General features: G+C 33.3%; 16 protein-coding genes and 1 pseudogene. 12 read left to right on the plus strand and 5 right to left on the minus strand.

From position 1 onward, the window contains the following. Window positions 1-1707 (plus strand): annotated as a pseudogene (locus C8N26_RS13470) (T9SS type A sorting domain-containing protein); the annotation flags it as partial. A 145-nt stretch (window positions 1708-1852) separates the two neighbouring features. Here the strand turns inward: C8N26_RS13470 and C8N26_RS03560 are convergent. Then, the gene (locus C8N26_RS03560; protein ID WP_120186095.1) at window positions 1853-2680 is read right to left on the minus strand and encodes a universal stress protein; all 828 of its coding nucleotides are present in this window, start codon (window positions 2678-2680) and stop codon (window positions 1853-1855) included. A 158-nt stretch (window positions 2681-2838) separates the two neighbouring features. On the opposite strand from C8N26_RS03560, the gene rimP reads away from it, so the two are divergent. The 5 genes from rimP to C8N26_RS03585 all read left to right on the plus strand — a co-directional run bounded on the left by rimP (window position 2839) and on the right by C8N26_RS03585 (window position 9461). Beyond that, the gene (rimP, locus tag C8N26_RS03565; RefSeq protein WP_120186097.1) at window positions 2839-3303 is read left to right on the plus strand and encodes a ribosome assembly cofactor RimP; all 465 of its coding nucleotides are present in this window, start codon (window positions 2839-2841) and stop codon (window positions 3301-3303) included. A gap of 12 nt (window positions 3304-3315) precedes the next feature. Further along, window positions 3316-4572, plus strand: coding sequence for a transcription termination factor NusA (nusA, locus tag C8N26_RS03570; protein ID WP_120186099.1), 1257 nt, complete (start codon window positions 3316-3318; stop codon window positions 4570-4572). Window positions 4573-4708: 136 nt separating this feature from the next. Continuing rightward, window positions 4709-7603, plus strand: a complete 2895-nt coding sequence (gene infB / locus C8N26_RS03575; protein ID WP_120186100.1) for a translation initiation factor IF-2 — start codon at window positions 4709-4711, stop codon at window positions 7601-7603. Window positions 7604-7974: 371 nt separating this feature from the next. Further along, window positions 7975-8946, plus strand: coding sequence for a zinc metalloprotease (locus C8N26_RS03580; RefSeq protein WP_120186102.1), 972 nt, complete (start codon window positions 7975-7977; stop codon window positions 8944-8946). A gap of 89 nt (window positions 8947-9035) precedes the next feature. Next, window positions 9036-9461, plus strand: coding sequence for a hypothetical protein (locus tag C8N26_RS03585; RefSeq protein ID WP_147418478.1), 426 nt, complete (start codon window positions 9036-9038; stop codon window positions 9459-9461). A 43-nt stretch (window positions 9462-9504) separates the two neighbouring features. Here the strand turns inward: C8N26_RS03585 and C8N26_RS13705 are convergent, their stop codons facing one another. From C8N26_RS13705 to C8N26_RS13660, 4 genes are all read right to left on the minus strand, one after another. Beyond that, window positions 9505-10917 carry a thrombospondin type 3 repeat-containing protein gene (locus C8N26_RS13705; RefSeq protein ID WP_120186106.1) on the minus strand — a complete coding sequence of 471 codons (1413 nt, stop codon included), beginning with the start codon at window positions 10915-10917 and terminating at the stop codon, window positions 9505-9507. A 146-nt stretch (window positions 10918-11063) separates the two neighbouring features. Next, window positions 11064-12266 carry a hypothetical protein gene (locus C8N26_RS03595; RefSeq protein WP_120186108.1) on the minus strand — a complete coding sequence of 401 codons (1203 nt, stop codon included), beginning with the start codon at window positions 12264-12266 and terminating at the stop codon, window positions 11064-11066. A gap of 91 nt (window positions 12267-12357) precedes the next feature. After that, window positions 12358-15102 (minus strand): TonB-dependent receptor, encoded by a 2745-nt coding sequence (locus tag C8N26_RS03600; protein ID WP_120186109.1) that lies wholly within the window; start codon window positions 15100-15102, stop codon window positions 12358-12360. A 135-nt stretch (window positions 15103-15237) separates the two neighbouring features. Beyond that, the gene (locus tag C8N26_RS13660) at window positions 15238-17592 is read right to left on the minus strand and encodes a TonB-dependent receptor (protein WP_120186110.1); all 2355 of its coding nucleotides are present in this window, start codon (window positions 17590-17592) and stop codon (window positions 15238-15240) included. Window positions 17593-17722: 130 nt separating this feature from the next. Between C8N26_RS13660 and C8N26_RS03610 the strand changes: the two genes are divergently transcribed. From C8N26_RS03610 to atpD, 6 genes are all read left to right on the plus strand, one after another. Further along, the gene (locus tag C8N26_RS03610) at window positions 17723-18382 is read left to right on the plus strand and encodes a metal-dependent transcriptional regulator (RefSeq protein WP_120186532.1); all 660 of its coding nucleotides are present in this window, start codon (window positions 17723-17725) and stop codon (window positions 18380-18382) included. 26 nt (window positions 18383-18408) lie between these two features. Next, window positions 18409-19245 carry a ZIP family metal transporter gene (locus C8N26_RS03615; RefSeq protein WP_038005858.1) on the plus strand — a complete coding sequence of 279 codons (837 nt, stop codon included), beginning with the start codon at window positions 18409-18411 and terminating at the stop codon, window positions 19243-19245. A gap of 30 nt (window positions 19246-19275) precedes the next feature. Continuing rightward, entirely contained in the window at window positions 19276-22467 is a 3192-nt protein-coding gene (locus C8N26_RS03620; RefSeq protein ID WP_120186111.1) for a UvrD-helicase domain-containing protein, read from the plus strand. Window positions 22468-22514: 47 nt separating this feature from the next. Further along, entirely contained in the window at window positions 22515-23708 is a 1194-nt protein-coding gene (gene kbl / locus C8N26_RS03625; RefSeq protein ID WP_120186112.1) for a glycine C-acetyltransferase, read from the plus strand. 119 nt (window positions 23709-23827) lie between these two features. Beyond that, window positions 23828-25183, plus strand: coding sequence for an OmpA family protein (locus C8N26_RS03630; RefSeq protein ID WP_120186113.1), 1356 nt, complete (start codon window positions 23828-23830; stop codon window positions 25181-25183). Window positions 25184-25352: 169 nt separating this feature from the next. Then, window positions 25353-26864, plus strand: coding sequence for a F0F1 ATP synthase subunit beta (atpD, locus tag C8N26_RS03635; RefSeq protein WP_028892143.1), 1512 nt, complete (start codon window positions 25353-25355; stop codon window positions 26862-26864). The last annotated feature ends 14 nt before the right edge of the window (window positions 26865-26878 follow it).

Here is a 26878-nt window from a genome sequence, read left to right on the forward strand (position 1 = left end):
GACAACTGTTCAGCCGGTGGAGTAGGTATCCAGTCAGATGGCGGAGTAGATCAACCTGACAGCGCCGATGGTTGTACACAGTATCGATTATATACCTTCACCATTACGGATGATTGTGGAAACAGTGATATCGAGACTACGTTAGTATCGAGAGATTACGACATGACCAATCCAGAGATTGTAGACGTAGCGGACTATAAGCTAGAAGGCTGTAACACTCCATGGCCAGATAACTTAACGACTGATTGGACAGACAACTGTTCAGCCGGCGGACAAGGAATTCAGTCAGATGGCGGAGTAGATCAACCTGACAGTGCCGATGGATGTACACAGTATCGATTATATACCTTCACTATTACAGATGATTGTGGAAACAGTGATACCGAAACTACCTTAGTATCGAGAGATTACGACATGACCGATCCAGAGATTGTAGACGTAGCAGACTATAAGCTAGAAGGCTGTAACACGCCATGGCCAGTAAACCTAACGACTGATTGGACAGACAACTGTTCAGCAGGCGGAGTAGGTATCCAGTCAGATGGCGGAGTAGACCAACCTGACAGTGCAGATGGTTGTACACAGTATCGATTATATACCTTCACTATTACGGATGATTGTGGTAATAGCGATACCGAAACTACGTTAGTATCGAGAGATTACGATATGACCGATCCTGTGATAACTGATTTACCAGAAAGTCTTGAGTTGTGTGACGGGCAATTACCTGAAATGCTAACTGCAAAATGGACAGATAACTGTGCAGCAGGTGGTGATCTGGTAGCGTATCCTACTAACTATAGAGAAGAAAGTTGTATTCAGTATGCAGATTATGTTTTCACAGCGACAGATGATTGTGGTAATACAGTTACAGAAACTATTACAATGTCAAATAAAACAGATTTATTTGAAAACTGTGAAACTGCATTTGCAAGAGGTGATAATTATACTTGTTTCTTAGACGACGGCTTTAGTCGTTGGGGTTGGACAAATTACTTTGCTGAAGAAGGCACGTATACGCTTCCTTTATATTCAGGAGCAGGTCAATGTGATATTTCTAAAGGAGTCCAATCAGGTGAGGTTATAGTTACATATCTAGATGGATATGTGTCAGTTGAGTATAATCTATTTGAAGGATATGTAATGAGTGTAGCGCATGTATACATAGGATGTGAAAAGTATCCTACCAAAAATGGTAAAGAAACTGTAGCGCCAGGACAATTTAACTTTAATACTAAAAAGTTAGATTATGCATCTAATTATACAGTAGGACCTATCGAAGCTAGCGGACCAATTTATGTAATTGCACACGCAGAGGTTTGTGAAGAGGTTTGTAGATGTAATGAGTCAGTAGATAATGGAGGAACGTTCACTCCAAGTGGTTCAGTAGAACCTTGTATTGAAGAGGTGTTAGCACCTGTTCAACAAGAACCATTAAACTTCAGTGCATACCCAGTTCCGTTTGAAAATGAGTTAACACTTGAGTATAATTATAAGTTTGATACAGATGTAGCTATTGAAATTTATAGTATGAATGGAATTTTGATTAAGAGAGTTGATAACAATTCTTATATCAAAGGAACTTTAGAACAAATAAAAATAGATTTATCAGATGTACAAAATCAAGCTTTAATTGTAAGAATGATTACAAGCAGAGGTGTTGTTAATAAGAAAATTATAGCAATGCGTCCTAAGAAGAAAAAGTAATCTGAATTATAAAAGGAATAGTTTGGAGGAGTAAATAGTTTAAACTCCTCTAAACTTATTCTAAAAGTAAAAAGTAAGATAATATATTTAAATAAAAAAACCGCTAAGATTTAAATCTTAGCGGTTTTATATTTATTATTCTTTTTTAAATTTTGAAAGTAAGCATAGGTTTAATTGATTTTTTTGATAAATGCTTTGTAATACTTCCATTAAAAATATGTGATAATCCACTTCTTCCATGGGTTGCTAAAGCAATAATATCAGCATTTATTTTATTAGAAAAATTTAAAATTCCTTTTTCAATAGAAGAATCATTATAAACATTAATAGAGTAATTTTTTAAATCATATTTTTTAATAAAGTTTTTAATGCGTTGGTTTGTTTCTTGTGTGTTTTCAAATTTCTGAGGCGTATTAACCTTTAATAAATGAATTTTGATGTCAAAGTTGCTAGCAAATTCTAAAAACCGCTCAAAAGCTTGATTTTTTTCAGGTTTAAAGCTAGAAGCAAAAACAAAGTTTTTTGGATCAAAATTTTCTCCATTCTTTTTGGTTGCTATAACGGGTATTTCTGAATTTCTCACAATTTTTTCAGTATTAGAACCTATAAGAATTTCCTCTAAGTTAGTATGCCCTTTGGCTCCCATAATAATGAGATCAACATTGTGTTTTTTAGCGTAGTCGCAAATACCATCATAAGGGTTTTGAAAACGAATAGCATGTTTAACAATTTCATTTCTTGAGAAAAATTGTTGTTTGTAATCAATAAGCCTATCACGAACTTTTCTAATGTATAACATGCTTTCAGGAATGCTAAAGTTAGTTCCAGAGCCCATGTCGATAATTCCAGTAGGAAGCTCAACCATGTGTAAAAGGTGAACTTCGCTGTTAGCCTTTTCAGCTAGTTTCGATGCTAGTTTCGAAGCATACTCAGACGGCTTCGAAAAATCAGTAGGTACGAGTATTTTTTTCATAATAAGAAGATTTAAAGAGAGATAGTCTTTTAAATATACAAAAAATCAGCGTAAAAAGGAAAGATATTTGTGTGTTAATGAATAACTTACTATATTTGCAGCAAATTTATTAATCAGATAGATGAAGGGGACGAGAGTCCCCTCTTTTTATACCTAGTATGAATCAAGAACGAGTTAAAGAATTATTACAAGAAGCCTTACAAGAAAACGAGTCATTATATTTAATAGACTTGCAGTTTTTGTCAGACAATAAAATAAAAGTAATAGTAGATGGAGATTCAGGTGTGCCTTTGAGCGAATGTATTCGTGTAAGTAGAAAAATTGAACACAATTTAGACAGAGAAGAAGAAGATTTTTCGTTAGAGGTAACCACACCAGATATTGCACGCCCGTTAATGGTGAGGCGTCAGTATAAAAAGAACATCAATAGAATTCTTACTGTTAAAACAGCAACAGAAGAAGAGTTCGAAGGAACGTTAACCGAAGTAACAGAAGATAACATTACGTTACATTGGAAAGCAAGAGAGCCTAAACCAGTAGGTAAAGGAAAACATACGGTAGAAAAAACAAAAACACTAGCGTATGAAGATATTAAAGAAGCAAAAGTGAAGATCATATTTTAATTAGAGAATGAAATGGAAAATATTGCATTAATTGAATCATTTTCGGAGTTTAAAGATAATAAGAGTATAGACAGGGTAACCTTAATGTCTATCTTAGAAGAAGTATTTCGTGCAGCCTTAAAGCGTAGGTTTGGGTCAGACGATAACTTTGATATCATCATCAACCCTGATAAAGGAGATTTAGAGATTTGGAGAAACCGTGTAGTTGTGGCTGATGGGATGTCTGAAGATGATAATGAGGAAATAGAACTTTCTGAAGCAAGAAAAATAGAACCAGATTTTGAAATTGGTGAGGACGTATCTGAAGAAGTTAAGTTAATTGATTTAGGAAGACGTGCTATTCTAGCATTACGCCAAAACCTAATTTCTAAAATACATGAGCACGATAGTACAAATGTCTTTAAACATTTTAAAGACCTAGAAGGAGAAATTTATAGTGCAGAAGTGCATCATATTCGTCATAATGCTGTAATTTTGTTGGATGACGAAGGAAATGAGATTGTTTTACCTAAGAGTGAACAAATTCGTTCTGACTTCTTTAGAAAAGGAGATGCTGTTCGTGGAGTTATCAAATCAGTAGAGTTAAGAGGTAACAAACCAGCTATTATTTTATCAAGAACTTCACCTGCATTCCTAGTGAAGTTATTTGAACAAGAAATACCTGAAGTTTTCGACGGTTTAATTACTATTGAAGGAGTAGCAAGAATACCTGGAGATAAAGCAAAAATAGCTGTAGATTCGTACGATGATAGAATTGATCCTGTTGGAGCATGTGTTGGTGTAAAAGGTTCTCGTATTCACGGTATTGTTCGTGAGTTAGGAAACGAGAATATTGATGTAATCAATTACACGAAGAACGAGCAGTTATTCGTAGCAAGAGCATTAAGTCCTGCAAAAGTAACTTCTGTAGAGATTGAAATGTTTGATGAAGAAAAGAATGGTAAAAAAGGACGTGTAGAGGTTTTATTAAAACCAGAAGAAGTGTCAAAAGCAATTGGTAGAGCTGGGGTTAATATTCGTTTAGCAAGTGAATTAACAGGTTACGAAATTGACGTTAAGAGGGAAGGAATCGAAGAAGAAGATGTTGAGTTAACAGAATTCTCTGACGAAATCGAAGCTTGGGTAATTGAAGAATTCAAGAAAATTGGTTTAGATACTGCGAAGAGCGTTTTAGAAAAAGACGTATCAATGTTAGTACAAAGAACCGATTTAGAAGAAGAAACTATTTTAGATGTTCAACGAATTTTAAGAGAAGAATTCGAAGATTAACATATAAATTATAAAGAGGAAGCCAGTATCCTTTGTAGATTTACTACATAAAATCTGGTAAAAAGTAGAAAAAAAGCATAACTATGCGTGCTACGTGTAAAGTGTGTTTTTTCAATAAAAAAGTATAAAACAATATATGGCTGAAGGCAAAAAATTAAGACTAAATAAGGTTTTAAGAGAATTAAACATTTCTTTAGATAGAGCTGTAGAACACTTGGCTAAAAATGGTCATGATATAGAAGCTCGTCCTACTACCAAAATATCAGATGCAGAATATCAAATTTTATTTGACGGATTTCAAACTGATAAATCTAAGAAGGTGGCCTCTAAAGAAGTTAGCGAAGAAAAGAGAAAAGAAAAAGAGGCAATTCGTCAGCAATTAGAAGAGGAGCAAGAAAAGAAGAGAATAGAAGAGGAAGCTAAAAAACAAGAAGTTTTAAAAGCCAAAGCTGAAAAATTAGAACTTAAAACTGTAGGTAAAATTGATGTTGAAACAGGTAAGGCTGTAGAAAACAAAGTAGAAGAGCCTGTGGTAGAAAAAGAGGTTGAAGCTCCTAAAAAAGAAGAACCTGTAGCTGTAGTAGAGAAAAAAGAGGTTGAAGCTCCTAAGAAAGAAGAGCCTGTTAAGGTAGAAGAACCAGTTAGAGCTGAAGAAAAAAAGCCAGAGCCTCAAAAAGTAGAGCAGCCTAAAGAAGAAAAACCAGTAGAAGCTCCAAAGAAGGAAGTGAAAGCTGAAAAGCCTAAGCAAGAAAAAAAGCCTGTTGAAAAAAAGGCTCAGGAAGTAAAGCAACCTACAAAAGAGGTGGAAATTACTCCTGAAAATGCTGAAAAAATTAAAACTCAGTATAAGAAATTAGAAGGTCCTAACTTTACTGGTCAAAAAATTGATTTAAAACAATTCGAAAGACCAAAAAAGAAAAAACCTGAAAATAAAGGTGCTGCTGCAAATGATGCAGATAAGAAGAAGCGTAAAAGAATAAGTAAGCCTGCAGGAGCAACGACAGGAGGTGGTAACAACGCTGGAAGACCAAACCAAGGTCAAAATCGTGGAGGTCAGAATCGCGGTGGCCAAAACCGTGGTGGACAAAGAGGAGGAAGAAGACCTGTAGTTACCCCAAAAGAAGAGTTAACAGAAGCACAAATCCAAAAACAAGTTAGAGAAACCTTAGAAAAACTTCAAGGTAAATCTAAAAAAGGAAAAGGTGCAAAATATCGTCGTGATAAGAGAGATGCTCACCGTCAACAATCGGAAGCAGAATTACAAGCAGCACAAGCAGAAAGTAAAGTATTAAAAGTTACTGAGTTTGTTACTGTAAGTGAAGTTGCTACGATGATGGATGTTCCTGTTACACAAATCATTTCTACATGTATGATGTTAGGAATGATGGTAACAATGAACCAACGTTTAGATGCTGAAACTTTATCAATTGTTGCTGAAGAGTTCAATTACACAGTAGAGTTTGTTGGTGCTGAAGTAGAAGAAGCAATTGAAGAGGTAGAAGATAATCCAGAAGATTTAATTACTCGTGCACCGATTGTAACCGTAATGGGACACGTAGATCACGGTAAAACTTCGTTATTAGATTACGTTCGTAATGCAAATGTAATAGAAGGAGAATCAGGAGGAATTACACAGCACATTGGTGCATATTCTGTAAAAGTAGGTGATCAAAGAATTACGTTCTTAGATACACCAGGTCACGAGGCCTTTACTGCAATGCGTGCTCGTGGAGCTCAAGTTACCGATTTAGTTATTATCGTAGTTGCAGCCGATGATGATGTAATGCCACAAACAAAAGAGGCAATTGCTCACGCACAAGCAGCAGGAGTACCAATCGTATTCGCGATTAACAAAATTGATAAGCCAAACGCAAATCCAGACAATATTAAAACGCAATTATCTGCTATGAATTTATTAGTAGAAGATTGGGGTGGTAACATTCAATCACAAGAGATTTCTGCAAAAACAGGACAAGGGGTTGATGAGTTATTAGAAAAAGTATTGTTAGAAGCAGAAGTATTAGAGTTAAAAGCAAACCCTAGTAAGAATGCTAACGGAGCAGTAGTAGAAGCTTTATTAGATAAAGGTAGAGGGTACGTATCTACAATTTTAGTACAAGCTGGTACTTTAAAAATTGGTGATTATATCTTGGCAGGAAAGCATAGTGGTAAAGTAAGAGCTATGTTTGATGATAAAGGTAAGAAAGTACAAGAAGCTGGACCTTCTATGCCGGTATCAATCTTAGGTTTAGATGGTGCACCACAAGCAGGTGATAAGTTCAATGTATTTGATGATGAACGTGAAGCAAAACAAATTGCAGCAAAACGTTCTCAATTACAACGTGAACAATCTGTAAGAACTCAGAAAACATTAACGCTTGCAGAAATTGGTCGTCGTATCGCGTTAGGAGACTTTAAAGAATTAAACATTATCTTAAAAGGAGATGTGGATGGTTCGGTAGAAGCGTTAACAGACTCGTTCCAAAAATTATCTACTGAAGAAATTCAAGTAAATATTATTCATAAAGGAGTTGGAGCTATTACAGAATCAGATGTATTGTTAGCAACTGCATCAGATGCAATTATTGTTGGATTCAACGTACGTCCGCAAGGAAATGCACGAGCCGTAGCTGATAGAGAAGAAGTAGATATCAGAACGTACTCAATCATCTATGACGCTATCAATGACTTGAAAGATGCAATGGAAGGAATGTTATCTCCTGAAATGAAAGAAGAAGTTCTTGGTAATGTTGAAATTAGAGAAGTTTATAAGATTTCTAAGGTTGGTAATATTGCAGGATGTATGGTTATGTCAGGTAAGATTACAAGAGATTCTAAAGTTCGTATCATTAGAGAAGGAATTGTTGTTCATGATGGTGAATTAACTTCGTTAAAACGTTTTAAAGACGATGTTAAAGAAGTAACTAAAGGATACGATTGTGGTCTTCAAATTAAAGGTTATAACGACATTCAAGAAGGTGATGTTATAGAAGCTTACATTGAAGTAGCAGTAAAGAAAAAGCTTAAGTAAAATAAGCTAAATATATATAGAGAAGGGATGTCTTAAATAGACATCCCTTTTTTTGTTTATATGGGAGAATGAATCTTCAATTGACTTTTTTTGAGAAATTTTACGTTTTTGATCTTGTTGATAAGCAAATGAATTAGTTGTCTCAGAAGTGATGTTTAAAGGGTTTAAGTACTTGTTTTACAGTCTTTAAAAATATTTTTGATTGTATAATGAAAATTATATATTGCGTATCGTTAAAAAACCCTTCAAATTGTTATTAAAATAACAAAAAATTAACAACATCTTTTTTAAAAGTTTTGTTTCTCGTTTTTTAACAAAACAAAAGGCACTTTTAAGTGTATCAAATAACTAATTTTTTAAATTTTCACAACATGAAAAGAATTTTTCTTACCATGGCAATTGCCGCTGGAATTTTAGTGGGTTGTCAAAACAATGAACAAAATCCTAATTCAGAGCCAGAATTAGAAGCGATTAACTTACAAAAGGCAGAAAAACAATGTTTTACGAATGATGTTTTAGAAGCAAATATGGCAATGGATCCTAGCCTAAAAGGTAAAATGGAAAACATTGAAAGTTTTACAGCAAATTATCTTGAAAAAATAGCAAAAGGAGAAGTTCAAGCTAGATTAGTAAACGGAAAAATCCAAATTCCGGTTGTTTATCATGTAATTTACCGTCAAGCAAGTGAAAACTTATCATTATCGGTACTGCAAGATCAAATTGATGCAATGAACGAAGACTTCAATATGCAAAACCCAAACAGAGGAGCAATGCCTGCTGAATTTGCTGGGGTTGAAGCTAATGTAAATATCGATTTTGTAATTGAAGACGTAATTAGAGTTGAAAATAAGCAGAAAAGAAGCTGGAGACCAGATGATTCAATGAAATTTACATCTTCAGGAGGTAGTGATGTTGTAAATCCACAAGAGTTTTTAAATATTTGGATTGTAAATGTTATGCCATATAGAGGAGGACAAATTTTAGGATATGCTCAATTTCCAGGGGGTAGCTGGTCTACTGATGGAGTGGTTTTAGCGCATCAATTTGTTGGGCGTAATCAAAGAACAGCAACACACGAAGTTGGTCATTACTTAAATTTACGTCACATTTGGGGTGATGGTGGATGTGGTGCTAGTGACTTTGTTGCTGATACTCCTGATGCTGATGGTAATAGTAGAGGATGTCCTACTTACCCAGTAATTGAGTGTGGAAGTGCTAACATGACTATGAACTTTATGGACTATTCTGACGATACTTGTATGTATATGTTTACTGAAGGTCAGAAAGCTAGAATGGATGCAGTTTTTGCTCCAGGAGGATTTAGAGCTACAATGGCAGACTAATTAAAACTCATACGAATTTCATATATAAAGACGTTCTTTACTTAAAGAGCGTCTTTTTATTATTATAAATTATAAAAAATTAAGCACACATGAAATATCTAAAAATAATGACTCCTGTGGTCTTTTTATTGATGGTTAACTGCACTGCACAAAATATCTCTAAAAACTTCGATACAATCGCTTATAAAGCTCAAACAAGAGGAAGTTTAATACAGATAACTGTTGAGGATGATAAATTAAACTATAAAACGAATCAAGAGGAAGGAACAAAAGAAATTTCAAAAGAAGAACTTGAAGAGTTTAAAAAAGTGATAGGTGGGTTAAACTTAGAAAGAATAGGAGATTTAACAGCACCGAGCGAAAAAAGAATTACTGATGGAGCCTTACATGCAGAATTCACCATAAAAATAGGTGATAAGGAATACAAATCAATTACGTTTGATGCTGGGAATCCTCCAACGGAATTAAAGAAGTTAGAAGATTTACTTTACAGTATTTCTAAAATAAAGGAATAAAAAAACCGAGCAATTTGCTCGGTTTTTTTTAGGAAAATAAATATTAATTCTTTTTATAAATTTTACTTTTTTTACCGTCTTTATCAATAAAGTAGAAACCTTCTGGTAGGCTCTTAATAATATTAACTTCTTGTGTTTTGCTATTAACAGTAGTTTCATTAATCTTATTTCCATTTACATCATGGATAGTCAACTGGGTAGAGGTTTTGCTCATATATTCTCTAAAATATATTGGAATTACAAATGTATTATTATCTACATTTGACTCATTAATATTTTCAATTTCTCCAATTATATAGTAATTACCGTAAAGAACATCGTTATAGTCTTCACCTATTTTTATTTCATCTCCAAAAATAGTAGTAGATGTTACAGTATATCCATTTTTGCTTATAGAAGGAATATTTATTGGGTTTCGAAGAGTTAATTTATAATCACTATCGTCTAATGTTTTTCCATTAATAGATGTGTAAAAATTTATTTTTGTTGAGCTAGAATTAGCTTCACCAATATTATCAATAATAATTTGTTGAAGGGAAAGTATTCCTCCATTTCTCGAAACAATATGTCTATTAGAGCCTAAATTGTCTAAATTAGAAGAACACGAAGTACATTCACTATATATAGTAATATAGCTAGGTTTTAAATCAGGATTACCAATAGGACACCCGTTATTAGAAGAAGGACCTGCTTGGTTAGGGCAGTTGTCTTGCCAGTTTTGTACTCCATCACCATCTGAATCTCTATTATCTTGTGAGTCGCATGCATCACCAATACCGTCATTATCGATGTCATTTTGATTTGCATTTGAAGTGTTAGGGCAATTGTCATTGGAGTTTTCTATTCCATCTTTATCATCATCAACAGGACAGTTTACCGTTATTTCTTCTTCAATAGCATTAAAATGTATAGAAAAATCAGCATCACCTCTTCCTGTAGCTCGATTCAAAACTCTCACATATCTACTACCTAGATTGAAATTTCGACCAAAATTTATTTTATAAACTTTATTTAATGATAGAAGGTTTCCTGAAGCTATGTTAACTTTAAATGTTTGACTTTGAGTAGTGTATCCGCATATAGCATTTTTGCTATCTTCAAGTGAATCAAAAATTTCAAAATTATGATAATTATAATCGCCTCCAATACAAGGGCTAATAGGAGTATATGATGTGTTAATAAGTTCAAAATCAGCATCACCTTTACCGCTACCTCTATTTGTTACTTTAGCATACCTAACACCTAGGTTAAATTCGTTTCCAAAATCGATTATATATACTTGCCCAATATTTAGAAAGTCATCTAAGTTGACTTTTACAGAAAATTGATCGGAACTATTTTCTGTACATGCATTTTCTGCAGAAGAATAAGTTTCGAATCTATGATAATTAAGAGTTTGAGAATTAATGCTTTTAACAGAGAGAAGTAATAAAAGTAATAGGGTAATTTTTTTCATAGTTTTTATATTTTATAAATTAATCACTATAAAAATCAAGATTTTTCCTTGTTTATGAGTTAAATACAGATTACTAAAAAGTAAATAAACTATAAAACAAAAAACCGAGCAATTTGCTCGGTTTTTTTGTTTTTATTAGAGTTAGATTACTTTTTTAAAGTATATCCTGTCCAAGAAAATGCAGTAAAGTCAGCACCTAAACCAGCTTTTACAGTTAAGTTATCACCATCAGCAGTGATAGCTTCAACATCTTCTGTTACAGTTCCTGTAATAGTACCACCTTCTTTGTTTTCACCAACAGTACCCATTTTGTAAGAGTTAGTAATAGTTAAAGTACCATCTCCACTACTATCTTGTGTATCAATCAAGTTTCCAAAAGAAGCACCACCATAAGCAGCAAATAAAGCGTTGTCAATAGTAGCTACAGTACCTCTTCTAATTTCAGCACCAGCTTTTAATGGAGTGATTTCAGATAAGTTTAATACAGTAACGTTTTTAATTGTAGGAGTTGATACAGGTGCAGCAGCAGGGTTTGAACCGTTACTGTCTCCTTCAATACCTCTTGGGTCTTCAGTCGCATCATTAAATCCGTTTTCTCTTACACCAAACATGTTGTCCATAGTTCCTGAATAACCTTCAGTAAAATCAAACATGTCATCTTTAATGTTAATACATATTACATTCTGTACATCAACAGTTCCTCCGAAAAACTCAATTCCGTCATCAGCACCATTAGAAATAAATAAGTTGTTAATAGTTGTTTGAGATCCTACAGTATATAAAGAAACACCATTAAATTCTTGGTCTCCATTAATTTTTGCTCCTGTATATTCGGTTTTAACATATGTTAAAGTTCCAGAATTATCATCATCTTGAGTACCTCCGTAGTTTAAACCACCAACTTCTGTTTCAGCTTCAGCTCCTTTGTTTGTTTTAGCTTTACCAGCAATAACAATACCTCCCCAATCTCCAGGTCTTGGATTTGAAGCATCAGAGGTAAAAATAATAGGATTAGCTTGAGTACCAGCAGCATTAATTTTAGCACCTCTTTCTACAGCAAGAAAAACATCGGTACCACCAGCTTTACATTTAATTGTTGTACCTGGCTCAATAGTTAAAGTTTTACCGTCTTTTACTCTCAAATAGCTAGTTAATAAATATTCAACTCCAGCTTTTAAAGTAATATCAGCATTAACGTTTCCTTTTAAGTCTTTAGGGTCAAAATCATCTTGCCCGTTTATTTCTAAATCAAAACCTTCACTTGGAGGAGTAACTGGGTCGTCATCTGAACATCCAACCATTAATGATGCAGAAATAGCTAAGATTGATAATAATTTAATTGTCTTCATTTTTTTTGTTTAATTAATTTTAAATTGTGTTGCAAATTTGGACTTATTGCTTCAAGAGAAGATTATCTTAAGTTTAATTAAATATTAATAATTATAACTTATAAGATAACCCTAAAGAAACATCAACTCCTCTTTTAAATGATTTGGTTACGAACTTATTAGGTACATCTCTGTACATCTCATAACTAGGGTTCAATATGTTTTTAGCGCTAAATTTTAATCCTAATTTGTTATTAAATTGTCTTTTGAATACAAAATCTAATTTTGGTAAAGCTTTTTGATAAATACTTTGTAAACCATTAACAGAACCAATACTGTAAAGTTTTTCACCTTGATAATTAAAGACTAAAGAGGCAATAGTTTCTTTGTCATCTTTTTTGTAATTATACGATACATCAGTATTTAAAAGAAAAGGAGCTGCTCCTTCAGTAGGTTCTTCTGAATTGGTTGGGTTGAATTGGTTTGTTACATTAAATGTTTGATTAGTATTCATGTAAGTTGCATTTAACCCTAACTTAATGTTTTCGTCGTACTCGTCTTTAGAAAAATTAAATATTTGTTTTCTCAATTCTACCTCTGCTCCATAAATTGTTGTATTACCTGTATTGTTGAAAGAGAAGAAGTTGTCAGAAGCTGCGTTTAATTCTATTCTGTTAATACCATCTTCTATATATTTACCAAACACAGTTGCAGAAATTAATTCTCCTCTAGTAGGGAACATTTCCCATTTCAAATCAATATTATAGTTTGTTGAAGGTTGTAAGTCTTCATTACCCATTTCTTGATAATCTACTCCTTCGTAAATAAATGGTGCTACTTCTTTAAATTGAGGATAGGTATATGTTTGGCTAGCGGATAACCTAAGTAAATTATCATCATTGATGTTGTATTTTAAGTTTAAAGATGGTAATATATAACTATCTCTTAACTTCTTAGGTCCACCGTTATCGTTGGTAGAGTTTGTTAAGTTTGTTCTCCAAGCAACATCCATTCTTATGTTTTCATATCTAGCCCCAATATTAGCGAAGAAATTATCTGTAATTTGATAGTCTAACATTGCATAAGCAGCATTTGTCATTTTGTCCGCATCGTAAGTAAAAGGATCTAAAGCATTACTACCAAATCCAAAACCAGTTACTAGTCTAAAAATCCCATTATTTAGAGATTGTTGGTTTAGTACTGCATCAATATTGTTAGGGTCTACGTCTGTTGGAGCAGATAAATCATAATCAAAATAAGTAGCTCTAAAGTCTCTAATAGTATTTCTTAGTTGATAACCCAGGGTTACTTTTGCTTTGTGTTCATCTTTTATTCTAGTTCCAAAATACTTAACTAAGCTAGCATTAGCAATAAAATCATCTTCTGTTAAGTTGTGATAGTATCTGCTATTGTTTCTAGCAGCACCAGAAGCGAATTTTGTAGTATTATCGTTTTCATTTATAACAAAAGTGTTTTTCTTTCTGTTAGGTTCATCATTATTAACCATGTTGTAAGCTACACCCAAGTTTAAATCAATTGATTCTCCAAACTTATGTTCAGATAATAATTGATTTACAAATATTTTATTTTGATTTTCTGTTTGAAGGATAATGCTTGCAAAAACCCCCTCAGAGTCAGCTACATCAGGTTTTTTACCAAAATAATCTTGAATGTTTTGGTTGTTTGAATGTATGAACAATGAATTATAAGAAATCTTATGATTATTATTTATTTTGTAAATAAAATTCCCCATTAACATTTTAGAAGTTTCGTAATTATATTGTTTGGCAGAAGTAAAACGACTACCGGTAGAACCGTCATTTCTAAGGTAATTAATAGAGATTCCGTCTCTATAATTATATTTATTACTAAATGAACCAACCAAAAACATTGATAAGTTAGATTCTTCTCCTACATTAAACCTCTTGCTCCCTGAAACTGATAAAGCTGTGTTTAAAGCTGCATGTGTGCTGTTTGGGGTAAAACTATCAGTAAAAGGTAAAGTACTTAAGTTAGTAACTTGATGTTTAGTATTATTTGCAGTACCAAACCAGTTAGCTCCGTCAATTGTTTTGAATCTTTTACCTGTTGTTTGAGAATTAGCTCCAGAAGAAAAATCTATATTAATAGAAGAGTTTCCTGAGTGCTCTTTGGATGCGATATCGATATTTGCACCACCAACATCTCCACTTAGATTGGAAGAGAAAGTTTTACTTATCCCTATATTTTGAATCATGTCCGTTCCAAAAAGCTCTAGAGAGATGTTCTTAAACCTAGGGTCGTTAGAAGGCAATGGTAAACCATTTAAGGTTGTGGTATTATATCTGTCCCCTAAACCTCTAACATAAACTTTATTTGAACCTTCTTGCTTTGACACTCCAGCAACTTTAGTCGTTGCTGTAGCTGCATCAGAAACTCCTTTTTTAGATAGTTCTTGAGCTCCGATACTTTCCTTAATTACTGTAGCTTTTCTTTGTTCTAGTAGTAAAGCTGTTTCTTTTTCTTTACTAACTGTTGCGTTAATTTTAACTTCATCTAAAGCAACTCCTTGGTTAGCTCCTATTTCTTGGTTTACTACAAGTGTCTCACTTGCTTTAATAACTATAGCTCTTTCTTCAGTTTGGTATCCTACGAAACTAAAAACAATAGTTTGATTTCCTGCAGGAACACTTAAGGTATATTTACCTTCCATATCGGTAGTAGCACCGATTGAAGTTCCTTTAATAAAAACATTAGCAAAAGGTAATGCTTCACCGCTCATTTCTTTGTCAGTAACTGTACCAGTAACAGTACCTTTGCTTTGAGAAAATGCTAAATTACATAAGCTTAAAAAAGCTATAAATAATATTTTTTTCATTCTAATCTTTGAATTCTGTTTATTTATGGCGCAAAATTCAAGTTAAACAGTAAAGCTAATGTTATGTAGGAATTACTTTTGTATTATTAGAATGTTTATTTAATGTTAAGTGATTTTAGTTATGTTTCTTTAATGTTAATTACTGGTAAATTTTATACCAAAAACAAAGGTTCTTGGGGTTGCAGGACCAAAAATAAAGTTACTATCCCTGTCTTTTCCTTTATCAAATTCACTTTGATAATCGTCTAAAATGTTCTTAATGCCTAGATTAAGTTCTATGTTAGTGTTAAGTTTTTCTATAGTAAAAGTATAACTAGTGTTAACACCCAAGTTGAAAAATGATGGAGAGCTAAAATATTCACCAATATTTTCATTATCATCAGTTGGTGGATTGAAATCTGGATTAGGTATAATGTGTAAAACATCCATTTGCCCTGTGTATACTAAATTTAAAGCAGTTTTAAATTTTTGATTAGGTGTGTACGTTGCTGTAGCATAACCATAAGTGTTAGGGGTGTGTAAAAATTCTCTCTTTGAAGGTAAATTATGAAAATTATCAACAGGAGTATCAAATTTGCTAGATTGATAAGTGAATCCTGCATCTAACTGTAAAATTCCATCGTAATTTAAACGAGTTTCTAAAGTAATTCCTTGTACAACTGCTCCATCTCCATTTCTTTTTTCAAAAATTTCACCAAAAGTATCTTTGTCAATAGCTTCTAAATAAAAAGCGTCTTTTAAATTGGTGTAAAAACTTTCAATAGTAAAACCATATATGTAATGTTCTGTAGGTTTGTCGTAATTAAAAGAAAGCGTATAGCTGTTAGAACGTTCTCTTTTTAAATCATCAGCTAGTACTACTCGAGATACTCCTCCTCCAGCAAAGGCAATATGTAAATCGGTATCAAAAGCTTGTGGAGCTCTAAATCCAGTACCCCAAGTCCCTCTAACTTGAGTGTTTTTAAAAGGTTTGAATAGCAGTGATACTCTCGGACTCGCAACGTTGTTTGTAATGTTTTTCTGAGTACCATCTGTTTTAAGTGTATTTAAAGTATGGTTGTCATATCGTACTCCTGAAAGTAAGTTCCATTTGTCTGAGATTTGCCAATCACTTTGAAAAAAGAATCCGTAGTTTTTTGTAAGCTGATCTACTTTATATTGATAAGCATCAATAACATCAAAAACATCATCTTGCACAAATTCACCACCTAAAGTTAGCACATTGTTACCATTAAAAAAGTTGTTTAATTTATGGTTGAATTGTAATCCTCCTTGAAAGGTTGTTGTGGTTGAATTTCCGTAAGGAGGGTTAGCTAAATGTTTAGTGTCTTGAGGAGTGTTAGTTTCAGGGCGTATACCTGTATAATGTTCTCTTCCGGTATATTGTGTAGCAAAATAGGAGATGATTGAACTTTTATCATCGTTAAAATTAATTTGGTAATCAACATTACCAACATATACATCATGCACACGTTCTTCAGATTGCATTGCAAAATGTGGTGCATCATCAATCATTTCTCCTCCATAACGATATTCATTCATTTTACTGAAGTTGATTTCTATTTTTTGATTTTCTGTTGGGAAAAAGAATAGATTGGTTCCAAAAGAGTTGTTTTTTAGCTCTGGAAGTTCAGAAAAATTATCGCCATTAGCGTCATACATAGCTCTTCTTCGGTTATTGATAAAAAATGAAGCACCTGCGTTTCTGTCTTCATTAACGATGGTTGCATTTCCAGCAATAATATGGTCAGAAATTCCTTTAATATTTTGATAGGTATAACCCATACTATAATTGTCCTTCTTTGGAATTTTAGTAATGACGTTTACGGTTCCTCCAATTGCACTTGATCCATATAAAGCAGAACCTCCACCACGTACTACCTCAATACGTTCAATCATGTTGGTGGGTACTTGTTCTAGTCCGTATAAACCAGTTAAAGGGCTAAAAATAGGTCGACCATTAATCAATATTTGTGAATATCCGCCAGCTAAACCATTCATGCGAAGTTGTGTATAATTGCAAGTTTGACAGTCTGTTTCTACACGCAAACCCGTTTGAAATTTTAATCCTTCAGATAAATTACATGCCTGAACATCAGCTAAAGTTTGGCTATTGATAACATTTACAATCACTGGGCTATTCGTTCGGCGTTTATCTGTACGTGTTCCGGTAATCGTTACTTGGTCTAAGATTTCAGCAGTTTCGGTTAAAGTAAAGTTGATTGTTTTTTCTTCTGAAGGATTTATTGTTACAGTTTTTCTTTCAGATAGAAAACCTATGGAAGAGGCAACTAAAACAAACTTATGCTGAGTTGTTTTTAACTCGTAGTTTCCGTGTTCATCAGTAGTGGTTCCTTTTTCTGTTCCTTTTATATATATACTAGCAAACGATACTACATCACCTGATGTGGTGCTAACTTTTCCTTTAATAGTTTGTCCTATAGCAATATTAGATAGTAATAGAATTGTAAAAGCAACTAGATTTTTCATATTGAAAATAGTTTGTTGTTGTGGTTTTTAAATAAAATTTAATGCAAATATAAATATATTTTTAGATGAGTCTAAAAATATATTTAATTAAACTAAAATCTATATATTTGTGCGTCTAAAAAAGAATATGATGTTTAGTCAATCTGAAGAAAATTATATAAAAACGATATATCATTTAGAAGCTGATTTTAAAAAAGGAATCAGTACAAATGCTATAGCTAAAAAGTTAGATACCAAAGCGTCTTCTGTAACAGATATGATTAAGAAACTATCTGAAAAAGATGTAGTGACTTATAAAAAATATCAAGGAGTAACTTTGACCGATTTTGGAAAAAAAACAGCAGCTAATATTGTTCGTAAGCATCGATTATGGGAAGTTTTTCTGGTAGATAAATTGAATTTTTCTTGGGATGAAGTGCATGAGGTGGCAGAACAGCTTGAGCATATTAAGTCTCCTAAATTAATCAATGAGCTAGATGCTTTTTTAGATTATCCTAAGAGAGATCCACACGGAGACCCTATTCCAGATAAAGAAGGGAATTTACAGGTAATAGAAAAAAGTTTATTATCAACGTTGAAGGAGAATGAAATAGGAGTTTGTGTAGGAGTTGATGACAGTTCTTCAGAATTTTTACGCTTTTTAGATAAACAAGGAGTTGCTTTAGGAAAACAAATAAAAGTAAAAGAAAAAGAACCTTTTGATGGTTCTTTGGTTATAGAAATGGATGGAAAAACACTATCTGTTTCAAATAAAATAGCTAGTAACTTATATATTCAAAAATCACGTTAAACAACTAATAAGAGATATTATTATACATGAATTTATTTAATCAATTGATAGAATTTGGTAAGGAACACCCAATTCAAGCAGCATTTTATGCATCGCTTTTTACATGGGGTTTAACAGCTTTAGGAGCTAGTTTAGTGTTTTTTTTCAAAAAAATGAATCGGGCAGTTTTAGATGGGATGCTTGGATTTACAGGAGGAGTGATGGTTGCAGCGAGTTTTTGGAGTTTGTTATCTCCAGCAATTGATAATAGTCCAGGTGAAGGGTTTGTAAAAGTACTTCCTTCAGCAATTGGATTTGCTTTAGGAGCTTTAGCTTTGTTTGGGATGGATAAATTATTGCCGCACTTGCACATTAATTTTAAAGAGCATGAAGTGGAAGGTGTTAAGACGAGCTGGCATAAAACAACTTTACTAGTATTAGCAATCACACTACATAACATTCCAGAAGGTTTAGCAGTAGGAGTATTGTTTGGGGCAGCTTCTACCATGGTTGGAGTTGAACAAACAGAAATGATTATTGCGGCGATTTCATTGGCTATCGGTATAGGGATACAAAATTTCCCTGAAGGTTTTGCAGTTGCAATGCCACTTCGTAGACAAGGAGTAAGTCGTTTTAAAAGTTTTTGGTACGGGCAAATGTCAGCAATTGTAGAGCCCATGGCAGCCGTTTTAGGAGCGGTGGCTGTATCGTTTTTTACACCAATTTTACCATATGCTTTAGCATTTGCTGCAGGTGCAATGATTTTTGTGGTAGTAGAAGAAGTGATTCCGGAAACTCAAAGAGATAAATATACTGATATTGCTACACTGGGGTTTATCGGTGGATTTATAGTAATGATGTCGTTAGACGTAGGTTTAGGATAGAAGTAGGCTAAATTAAATAAGTATAAAATTATGATTCCTGTGAAAGTGGGAATCTTTTTTTTGGTAAATTGCTTGCTTAATTATATTATTATTTTGCTTCAAAATCCATCTGTTTTTCAAGTATATAACGCTTCAGCGGGTAGTGGTAAAACCTTTACTTTGGTAAAAGAATATTTAAAGGTGTTGCTACAATCTGAAGATATTTTTCGTTTTCAAAAAATATTAGCAATTACGTTTACCAATAAAGCTGCTGGCGAAATGAAAGAACGTGTATTGCATAATTTGCAAGTTTTTTCAGAAGGAGAAAGCAATGATTTACTTGAAATTATTTTAGAAGAAACTTTACTAGATCGAATCGTTGTAAAAGAACGAAGCAAAAAAATATTAGACGAAATCCTTCGGAATTATGCTGCATTTTCAATTACTACGATTGATAGTTTTACACATAAAATAATCAAGAGCTTTGCTTACGATTTAGGGCTGCCGCTTAACTTTGAAGTTGAAATGGATGCGGGTTCGTTACTAAATGAGGCAGTAGATGTGCTCATTTCAAAAATAGGGACCGATGAAGCTTTAACAAAAATACTGATTGACTTTTCCCTCGATAAAGCAGATGACGATAAATCGTGGGATATTTCACGTGAACTAAACGAGTTTTCTAAAATTTTGTTGAATGAAGATGATACAAAGCATTTTCGAAAATTAGCCAATAAACAACTTGCTGATTTTACCAACTTAAAAGCGAAGTTGTCCAAGCATCAAAAAGAAATAAAAAAGCGTTGGAAAGAAATTGGTGAGGAAGCCTTAAAAATAATAGAAGGAATGCAACTGGCGCATAACGATTTTTATCGTTCAATGTTGCCTAATCATTTTGTAGCACTGGCTCAAAACCCAGAAAAAGCAAAGTTTTTCGACCAAAGTGCTCTTCGAGAAAGAATTGAAGAAAATAATTTTTATGCCAAGTCAAAATCAGATGATATAAAGACGGCTATTGAAGGAGTTTTGCCAGAACTCTTAAAGTTGTATACGGAGTCTGAACAAATGTATCAACAATTTTTAATGAATAATTTGGCTTTGAAAAGCCTTATTCCATTAGCGGTTTTAAATAACATCAACCAAGAACTTTCACATTTAAAAGAAGAGAATAATTTACGGTTAAACGCTGAGTTTAATCAGTTAATTTCTGATAATATTAAAGACCAACCAGCGCCATTTATTTATGAGCGAATAGGGCAGCGATTTATGCATTATTTTATTGATGAAATGCAAGATACGTCAATGCTGCAATGGCAAAATCTAATTCCGTTAATTGATAATGCGTTGGCGCAAGAAAATAGTAATTTACTATTAGTAGGTGATGGTAAACAGGCAATTTACCGCTGGCGAGGAGGAAAATCTGAGCAGTTTATAGGATTAGGGTCAGAGAAAGACAATCCGTTTCATGTTCCAAAAGTAGTAAAAACCTTAGAAACCAATTTTAGAAGTTATGCTGAGGTAATTAATTTTAACAATCAGTTTTTTCAACATACAGCAAACTTCTTACAAAATGAATCGTATAAACAATTGTTTGTTGATGGAAACAAACAGCTAGAGAATGCAAAAAAAGGAGGATTTGTATCACTTACTTTTTTAGATAAAGAAGAAGATAAAGAAGAGGAGTTGATAAAATATCCGAAGAAGATTTTGGAGATTGTAAAGAATCTTTCAGCTCAATTTTCATTGAATGAGATATGTATTTTAGTTCGTAAAAAGAAAGATGGAATAGCTGTGGCAAATTACTTGTCAGAAAACGGAATTGATATTATTTCTTCAGAAACTTTATTGCTAGAAAACAGTTCAAAGGTTAACTTTATTATGAATGTCTTGCAAGTCATTCAACACCCAAATGATAAAGAAACTTGTTTAGAAATACTGTATTTTTTACATGAGCATTTAAAGGCTGTTGAAGATAAACATTCGTTTATTGCATTAATGATACATCAACCAAACGAAACAATTTTTCAACAGTTGAAAAACTATGGAGCTTTCTTTGAGTTGTCAACCTTTCATCAGCTGCCTTTTTATGAGAAAATAGAAGAAATTATTCGAGGTTTTCAATTAGTTACTTCTTCAGATGCATATGTGCAGTTTTTTTTAGATGTTGTATTGGAACAGCAAAGAAAGGGCACAAGTGTTCAAGAGTTTTTAGATTTTTGGTCAGAAAAAAAAGACAAGTTAAGTATTGTAGCTCCAGAAAGTGGAAATGCAGTGCAGGTTATGACGATTCATAAATCAAAAGGATTGGAATTTCCAGTAGTGGTTTTTCCATATGATTTAGATGTGTATAGACAAGTAAATCCTAAAGTTTGGTTAGATGAATTACCTGAGAGTTTTGATGACTTTAAAGAATTATTCGTTCCCTTTAATAAAGATTTGAATTATGTGAATGATAGAGGTTCCGAGATTTACCAGCAACAAAGAGAAGAATTAGAGTTAGATAATTTTAACTTGCTATATGTAGCGCTAACCAGGGCTGTGGAGCAATTATATGTTGTTACAGAAAAGAAAATATCGTCTAAAGGAGAAGAAAATACTAACTTTTATTCTGGAGTTTTTATCAATTATTTAAAAGCTCAAGGTTTATGGGAAGAAGAACAGTTAGAGTATACTATTGGAAATCCTGAAAGAATGAGTGAACGTAAGGAAAATGTGAATGCTGCAGAAATTCAAGAAATGTTTATTTCTACACCATGGCAAGAACATAACATTCATATGTTGGCGAGTGCCTCTAAATTATGGGATACTGAACAGGGAAAAGCAATAGAATTTGGTAATTTGGTTCATGAAATGATGGCTAACATCATCACAAAAAAAGATGTAGAAAAAGTTGTGTTTCAATATGAACAACAAGGAATACTTCCACAGGAGAAATCAGCCGAAGTAATAAAAGATATTCAGCAAATCGTAAACCATCCAGAGTTGGAAAAATATTATTCAGATAATGTTAAGGTCTTCAATGAACGTGAAATTGTAGATGTTGATAACCAAATTATAATTCCCGACAGGTTAGTTTTTGATTCAGAAAATCAAATTACAATTATTGATTATAAAACAGGAAAACCGTCTAAAGCATATCATCAACAATTGTTGAAATACGAAAGAGTGTTACAAACAATGAATTTTAAGGTCCAAAAAAAACTGCTTGTATATATTGATGAAGAAATTTTGGTTGAAGAAGTTTAAAAACTAACTTTGACCTTTTTATAGCAAACAACTTTCAAACATAAATTATGTACGGAAAAATAAAAGAACAATTACAACAAGAAATCCAGGATATTAAAGATGCTGGATTGTATAAATCAGAACGTATCATTACCTCGTCTCAAGATGCAGTGATAAAAATTTCTACAGGAGAAGAAGTAATTAACTTTTGTGCTAATAATTATTTAGGGCTATCAAATAACCCAGAAGTAATTCAGGCAGCAAAAGATACTATGGATACACACGGCTTTGGAATGTCATCAGTACGCTTTATCTGTGGTACGCAAGATATCCATAAGCAATTAGAACAAAAGATAGCTGATTTTTATACCACAGAAGATACCATATTATATGCAGCAGCTTTTGATGCAAACGGAGGTGTTTTTGAACCACTTTTAACAAGTGAAGATGCAATTATTTCTGATAGTTTAAACCATGCTTCTATTATAGATGGAGTGCGTTTGTGTAAAGCGGCTCGTTATCGTTATAATAATAATGATATGGCATCATTAGAAGAGCAGTTAATCGAAGCAAACAAGCACAACCACCGTTTCAAAATTATTGTAACTGATGGTGTTTTCTCTATGGACGGAATTGTAGCGAAGTTAGATGATATTTGTGATTTAGCAGATAAGTATGACGCTATGGTAATGGTTGATGAATGTCATGCAGCTGGGTTTATTGGAAAAACAGGACGTGGAACTGTAGAATTGAAAAATGTAATGGATCGTGTAGATATTGTTACAGGAACCTTAGGTAAAGCACTTGGAGGAGCTATGGGAGGATATACTACAGGTAAAAAAGAGATTATTGAAATTTTACGTCAACGTTCACGTCCGTATTTATTTTCAAACTCATTAGCGCCAGCAATTGTAGGAGCTTCATTAAAAGTATTTGATTTATTATCTAATGATACTACATTACGTGATAAATTAGAATGGAATACCAATTATTTTCGTAGTGAAATGGAAAAAGCAGGTTTTGATTTAGTAGGAGCTGATGCTGCAATTGTACCAGTAATGTTGTATGATGCAAAATTATCACAAGTAATGGCAAACAAACTATTAGAAGAAGGTATTTATGTAATAGGATTCTTTTATCCAGTCGTGCCAAAAGAACAAGCAAGAATTCGAGTTCAGTTATCAGCAGCTCATGAAAAAGAGCATTTAGATAAGGCAATAAAAGCATTTATTAAGGTTGGAAAAGAGCTAAAAGTCATATAAATTAGTTGCTCAAAAACTTGCATTTGTTGTAAGTTTTTGTAGATTTGTTTTTGTAAATAAGTTTTAACAACTTACATTTGCGTAATATATAAACGAACTTTTAATTTAAATTTTTAATAATGAAACAATTAAAATTAGCTGTGATGGCTTTATTTGCGTTTGCTGCTGTAAACGTAAGCGCACAGGATTCAGACAACCCTTGGGCGGTTGGTTTCGGGGTTAATGCAGTAGACATTAGAGTCCCTTCTAAATTTGGAGATTATGCTAAAGATTATATCGGTACTAGTGACTGGAATATCTTACCATCAATTTCAAGAGTATCTGTTGATAGATATTTAAATGATGGATTCTCTTTACAGTTAGCTGGATCTTTAAACAAAATTGAAACTGTTTATACAGAGAATGATTCAGATATGCTTTACTGGGCAATTGATGCTAATGTAAAGTATGATATGAACAATTTATTTGGTAACACTGGTTGGTGGGATCCTTATGTATATGTTGGTGGAGGTTATACTTCTATTGACGATGAAGGAGAAGGTATGTTAAACGTTGGAGCTGGATTTAATGTTTGGTTTAACGATAACTTAGGAATGAATTTCCAAACAGGAGGGAAGAAAGAATTTGCTGATAAAGTTAAAGATCACTTCCAACACTCAATCGGTTTAGTATTCAAATTCGGAGGAAAAGATACTGACGGAGATGGAGTATACGATAAAGAAGATGCATGTCCAGAAGTTGCTGGTTTAAAAGAATTCAACGGATGTCCTGATACTGACGGAGACGGAATCAAAGATTCTGACGATGCATGTCCAGAAGTTGCTGGTTTAGCTGCTTTAAACGGATGTCCTGATGCTGATGGAGATGGTATCGCTGATAAAGATGATGCTTGTCCAACTGAAAAAGGAACTAAAGCTAACAACGGATGTCCTGATGCTGACGGAGACGGTGTTGTAGATGGAAAAGATAAGTGTCCTAACACTGCTGGTCCAGCTGCTAACAACGGATGTCCTTGGCCAGATACTGACGGAGACGGAGTATTAGACAAAGATGATAAGTGTCCAAACGAAGCAGGTGTAGCATCTAACAACGGATGTCCTGAAGTAGTAATCAAAGAAGAAGCTGTTAAGCAATTAAATGAATTTGCAAGAGCTATCTACTTTAACTCAGGTAAATCTACTTTCAGAACTGGTACTACTGGTAAATTAGATTTAATCGCAGGAATTATGAAAGAGTATCCTAAAGCTAACTTTAGCATCCAAGGACACACTGATAGTTCAGGATCTAATTCTTTAAACCAAAAATTATCAGAAAAAAGAGCTAAAGCTGTTTTAGACTACTTAGTAGCTAAAGGAGGAATCGCTGCTGATAGATTAACTTCTGCAGGTTTTGGAGAAGATTATCCAATCGCTGATAACAAAACTAGAGCTGGTAGAGCTGAAAACAGACGTGTTGAGATTAAATTAGTAAAATAATTTAATTACAATTATAACATCAATAAAGGCCTCACATTAGTGAGGCTTTTTTTTATGGAAAAATACGTCGAAAGGTTTTTTAAATTCCACTAAAAAAATTACCTTTGCACCTTGAAAAAATGAGTTAAAACTCATATAGTAAATAATATAACTTTAATTACATATAGTAATGTCTACAATAACAGGTAAAGTTTCTCAAATTATTGGTCCAGTAATCGATGTTGAGTTTAATACAGAAAACGCTGAATTGCCAAAGATTTATGATTCATTAGAAATTAAAAAAGCAGACGGTTCAACTTTAGTTTTAGAAGTTCAACAACATATTGGTGAAGATACAGTTCGTACTATTTCTATGGATGCAACTGATGGTTTACAAAGAGGGCAAGAAGTAATTGCTACTGGTAACCCAATTCAAATGCCAATAGGTAGCGATATCTACGGTCGTTTATTTAATGTAACAGGTGATGCAATTGATGGATTAGGAAATTTACCTAAAGAAGGTGAAGCTGGTTTACCAATTCACCGTCAAGCACCAAAGTTTGAAGAGTTATCAACTTCTACCGAAGTATTATTTACAGGAATTAAAGTAATCGATTTAATTGAACCTTACGCTAAAGGAGGTAAAATTGGATTATTTGGAGGAGCAGGAGTAGGAAAAACAGTATTAATTCAGGAGTTAATTAACAACATTGCAAAAGGACACGGAGGTTTATCTGTATTTGCAGGAGTTGGAGAAAGAACTCGTGAAGGAAACGATTTATTACGTGAGATGTTAGAATCTGGAATTATCAAATATGGTGATGATTTCATGCACTCTATGGAAGATGGAGGATGGGATTTATCAAAAGTTGATAAAGCTGGAATGAGAGATTCTAAAGCAACTTTCGTATTCGGTCAGATGAATGAGCCACCAGGAGCACGTGCTCGTGTAGCTTTATCTGGATTAACAATTGCTGAGTATTTCCGTGACGGAGCTGGTGAAGCACAAGGAAAAGACGTACTATTCTTCGTTGATAATATCTTCCGTTTTACACAAGCAGGTTCTGAGGTATCGGCTTTATTAGGTCGTATGCCATCTGCGGTAGGTTACCAACCAACATTAGCAACAGAGATGGGAGCAATGCAAGAGCGTATTACTTCTACTAAAAAAGGATCTATTACATCTGTACAAGCGGTTTATGTACCTGCGGATGATTTAACGGATCCAGCACCAGCAACAACGTTTGCTCACTTAGATGCTACAACTGTATTATCTCGTAAGATTGCTGAGTTAGGTATTTACCCAGCGGTAGATCCATTAGATTCTACTTCAAGAATTTTAACAGCTGATATTTTAGGAGATGAGCACTATAACTGTGCACAAAGAGTAAAAGAAATTTTACAACGTTATAAAGAGTTACAAGATATTATCGCAATTTTAGGTATGGAAGAATTATCTGAAGAAGATAAATTAGTAGTTCACAGAGCACGTCGTGTACAACGTTTCTTATCTCAACCATTCCACGTAGCAGAACAGTTTACAGGAATTCCAGGAGTATTAGTAGATATTAAAGATACTATTAAAGGATTCAACATGATTATGGATGGTGAATTAGATAAGTATCCTGAAGCAGCATTCAACTTAAAAGGGTCAATTCAAGAAGCAATTGATGCTGGAGAAAAAATGTTAGCAGAAGCGTAATTAATTGCCTTAAG

Source organism: Tenacibaculum lutimaris (assembly GCF_003610735.1).
In the GTDB taxonomy this organism is placed as follows: domain Bacteria; phylum Bacteroidota; class Bacteroidia; order Flavobacteriales; family Flavobacteriaceae; genus Polaribacter; species Polaribacter lutimaris.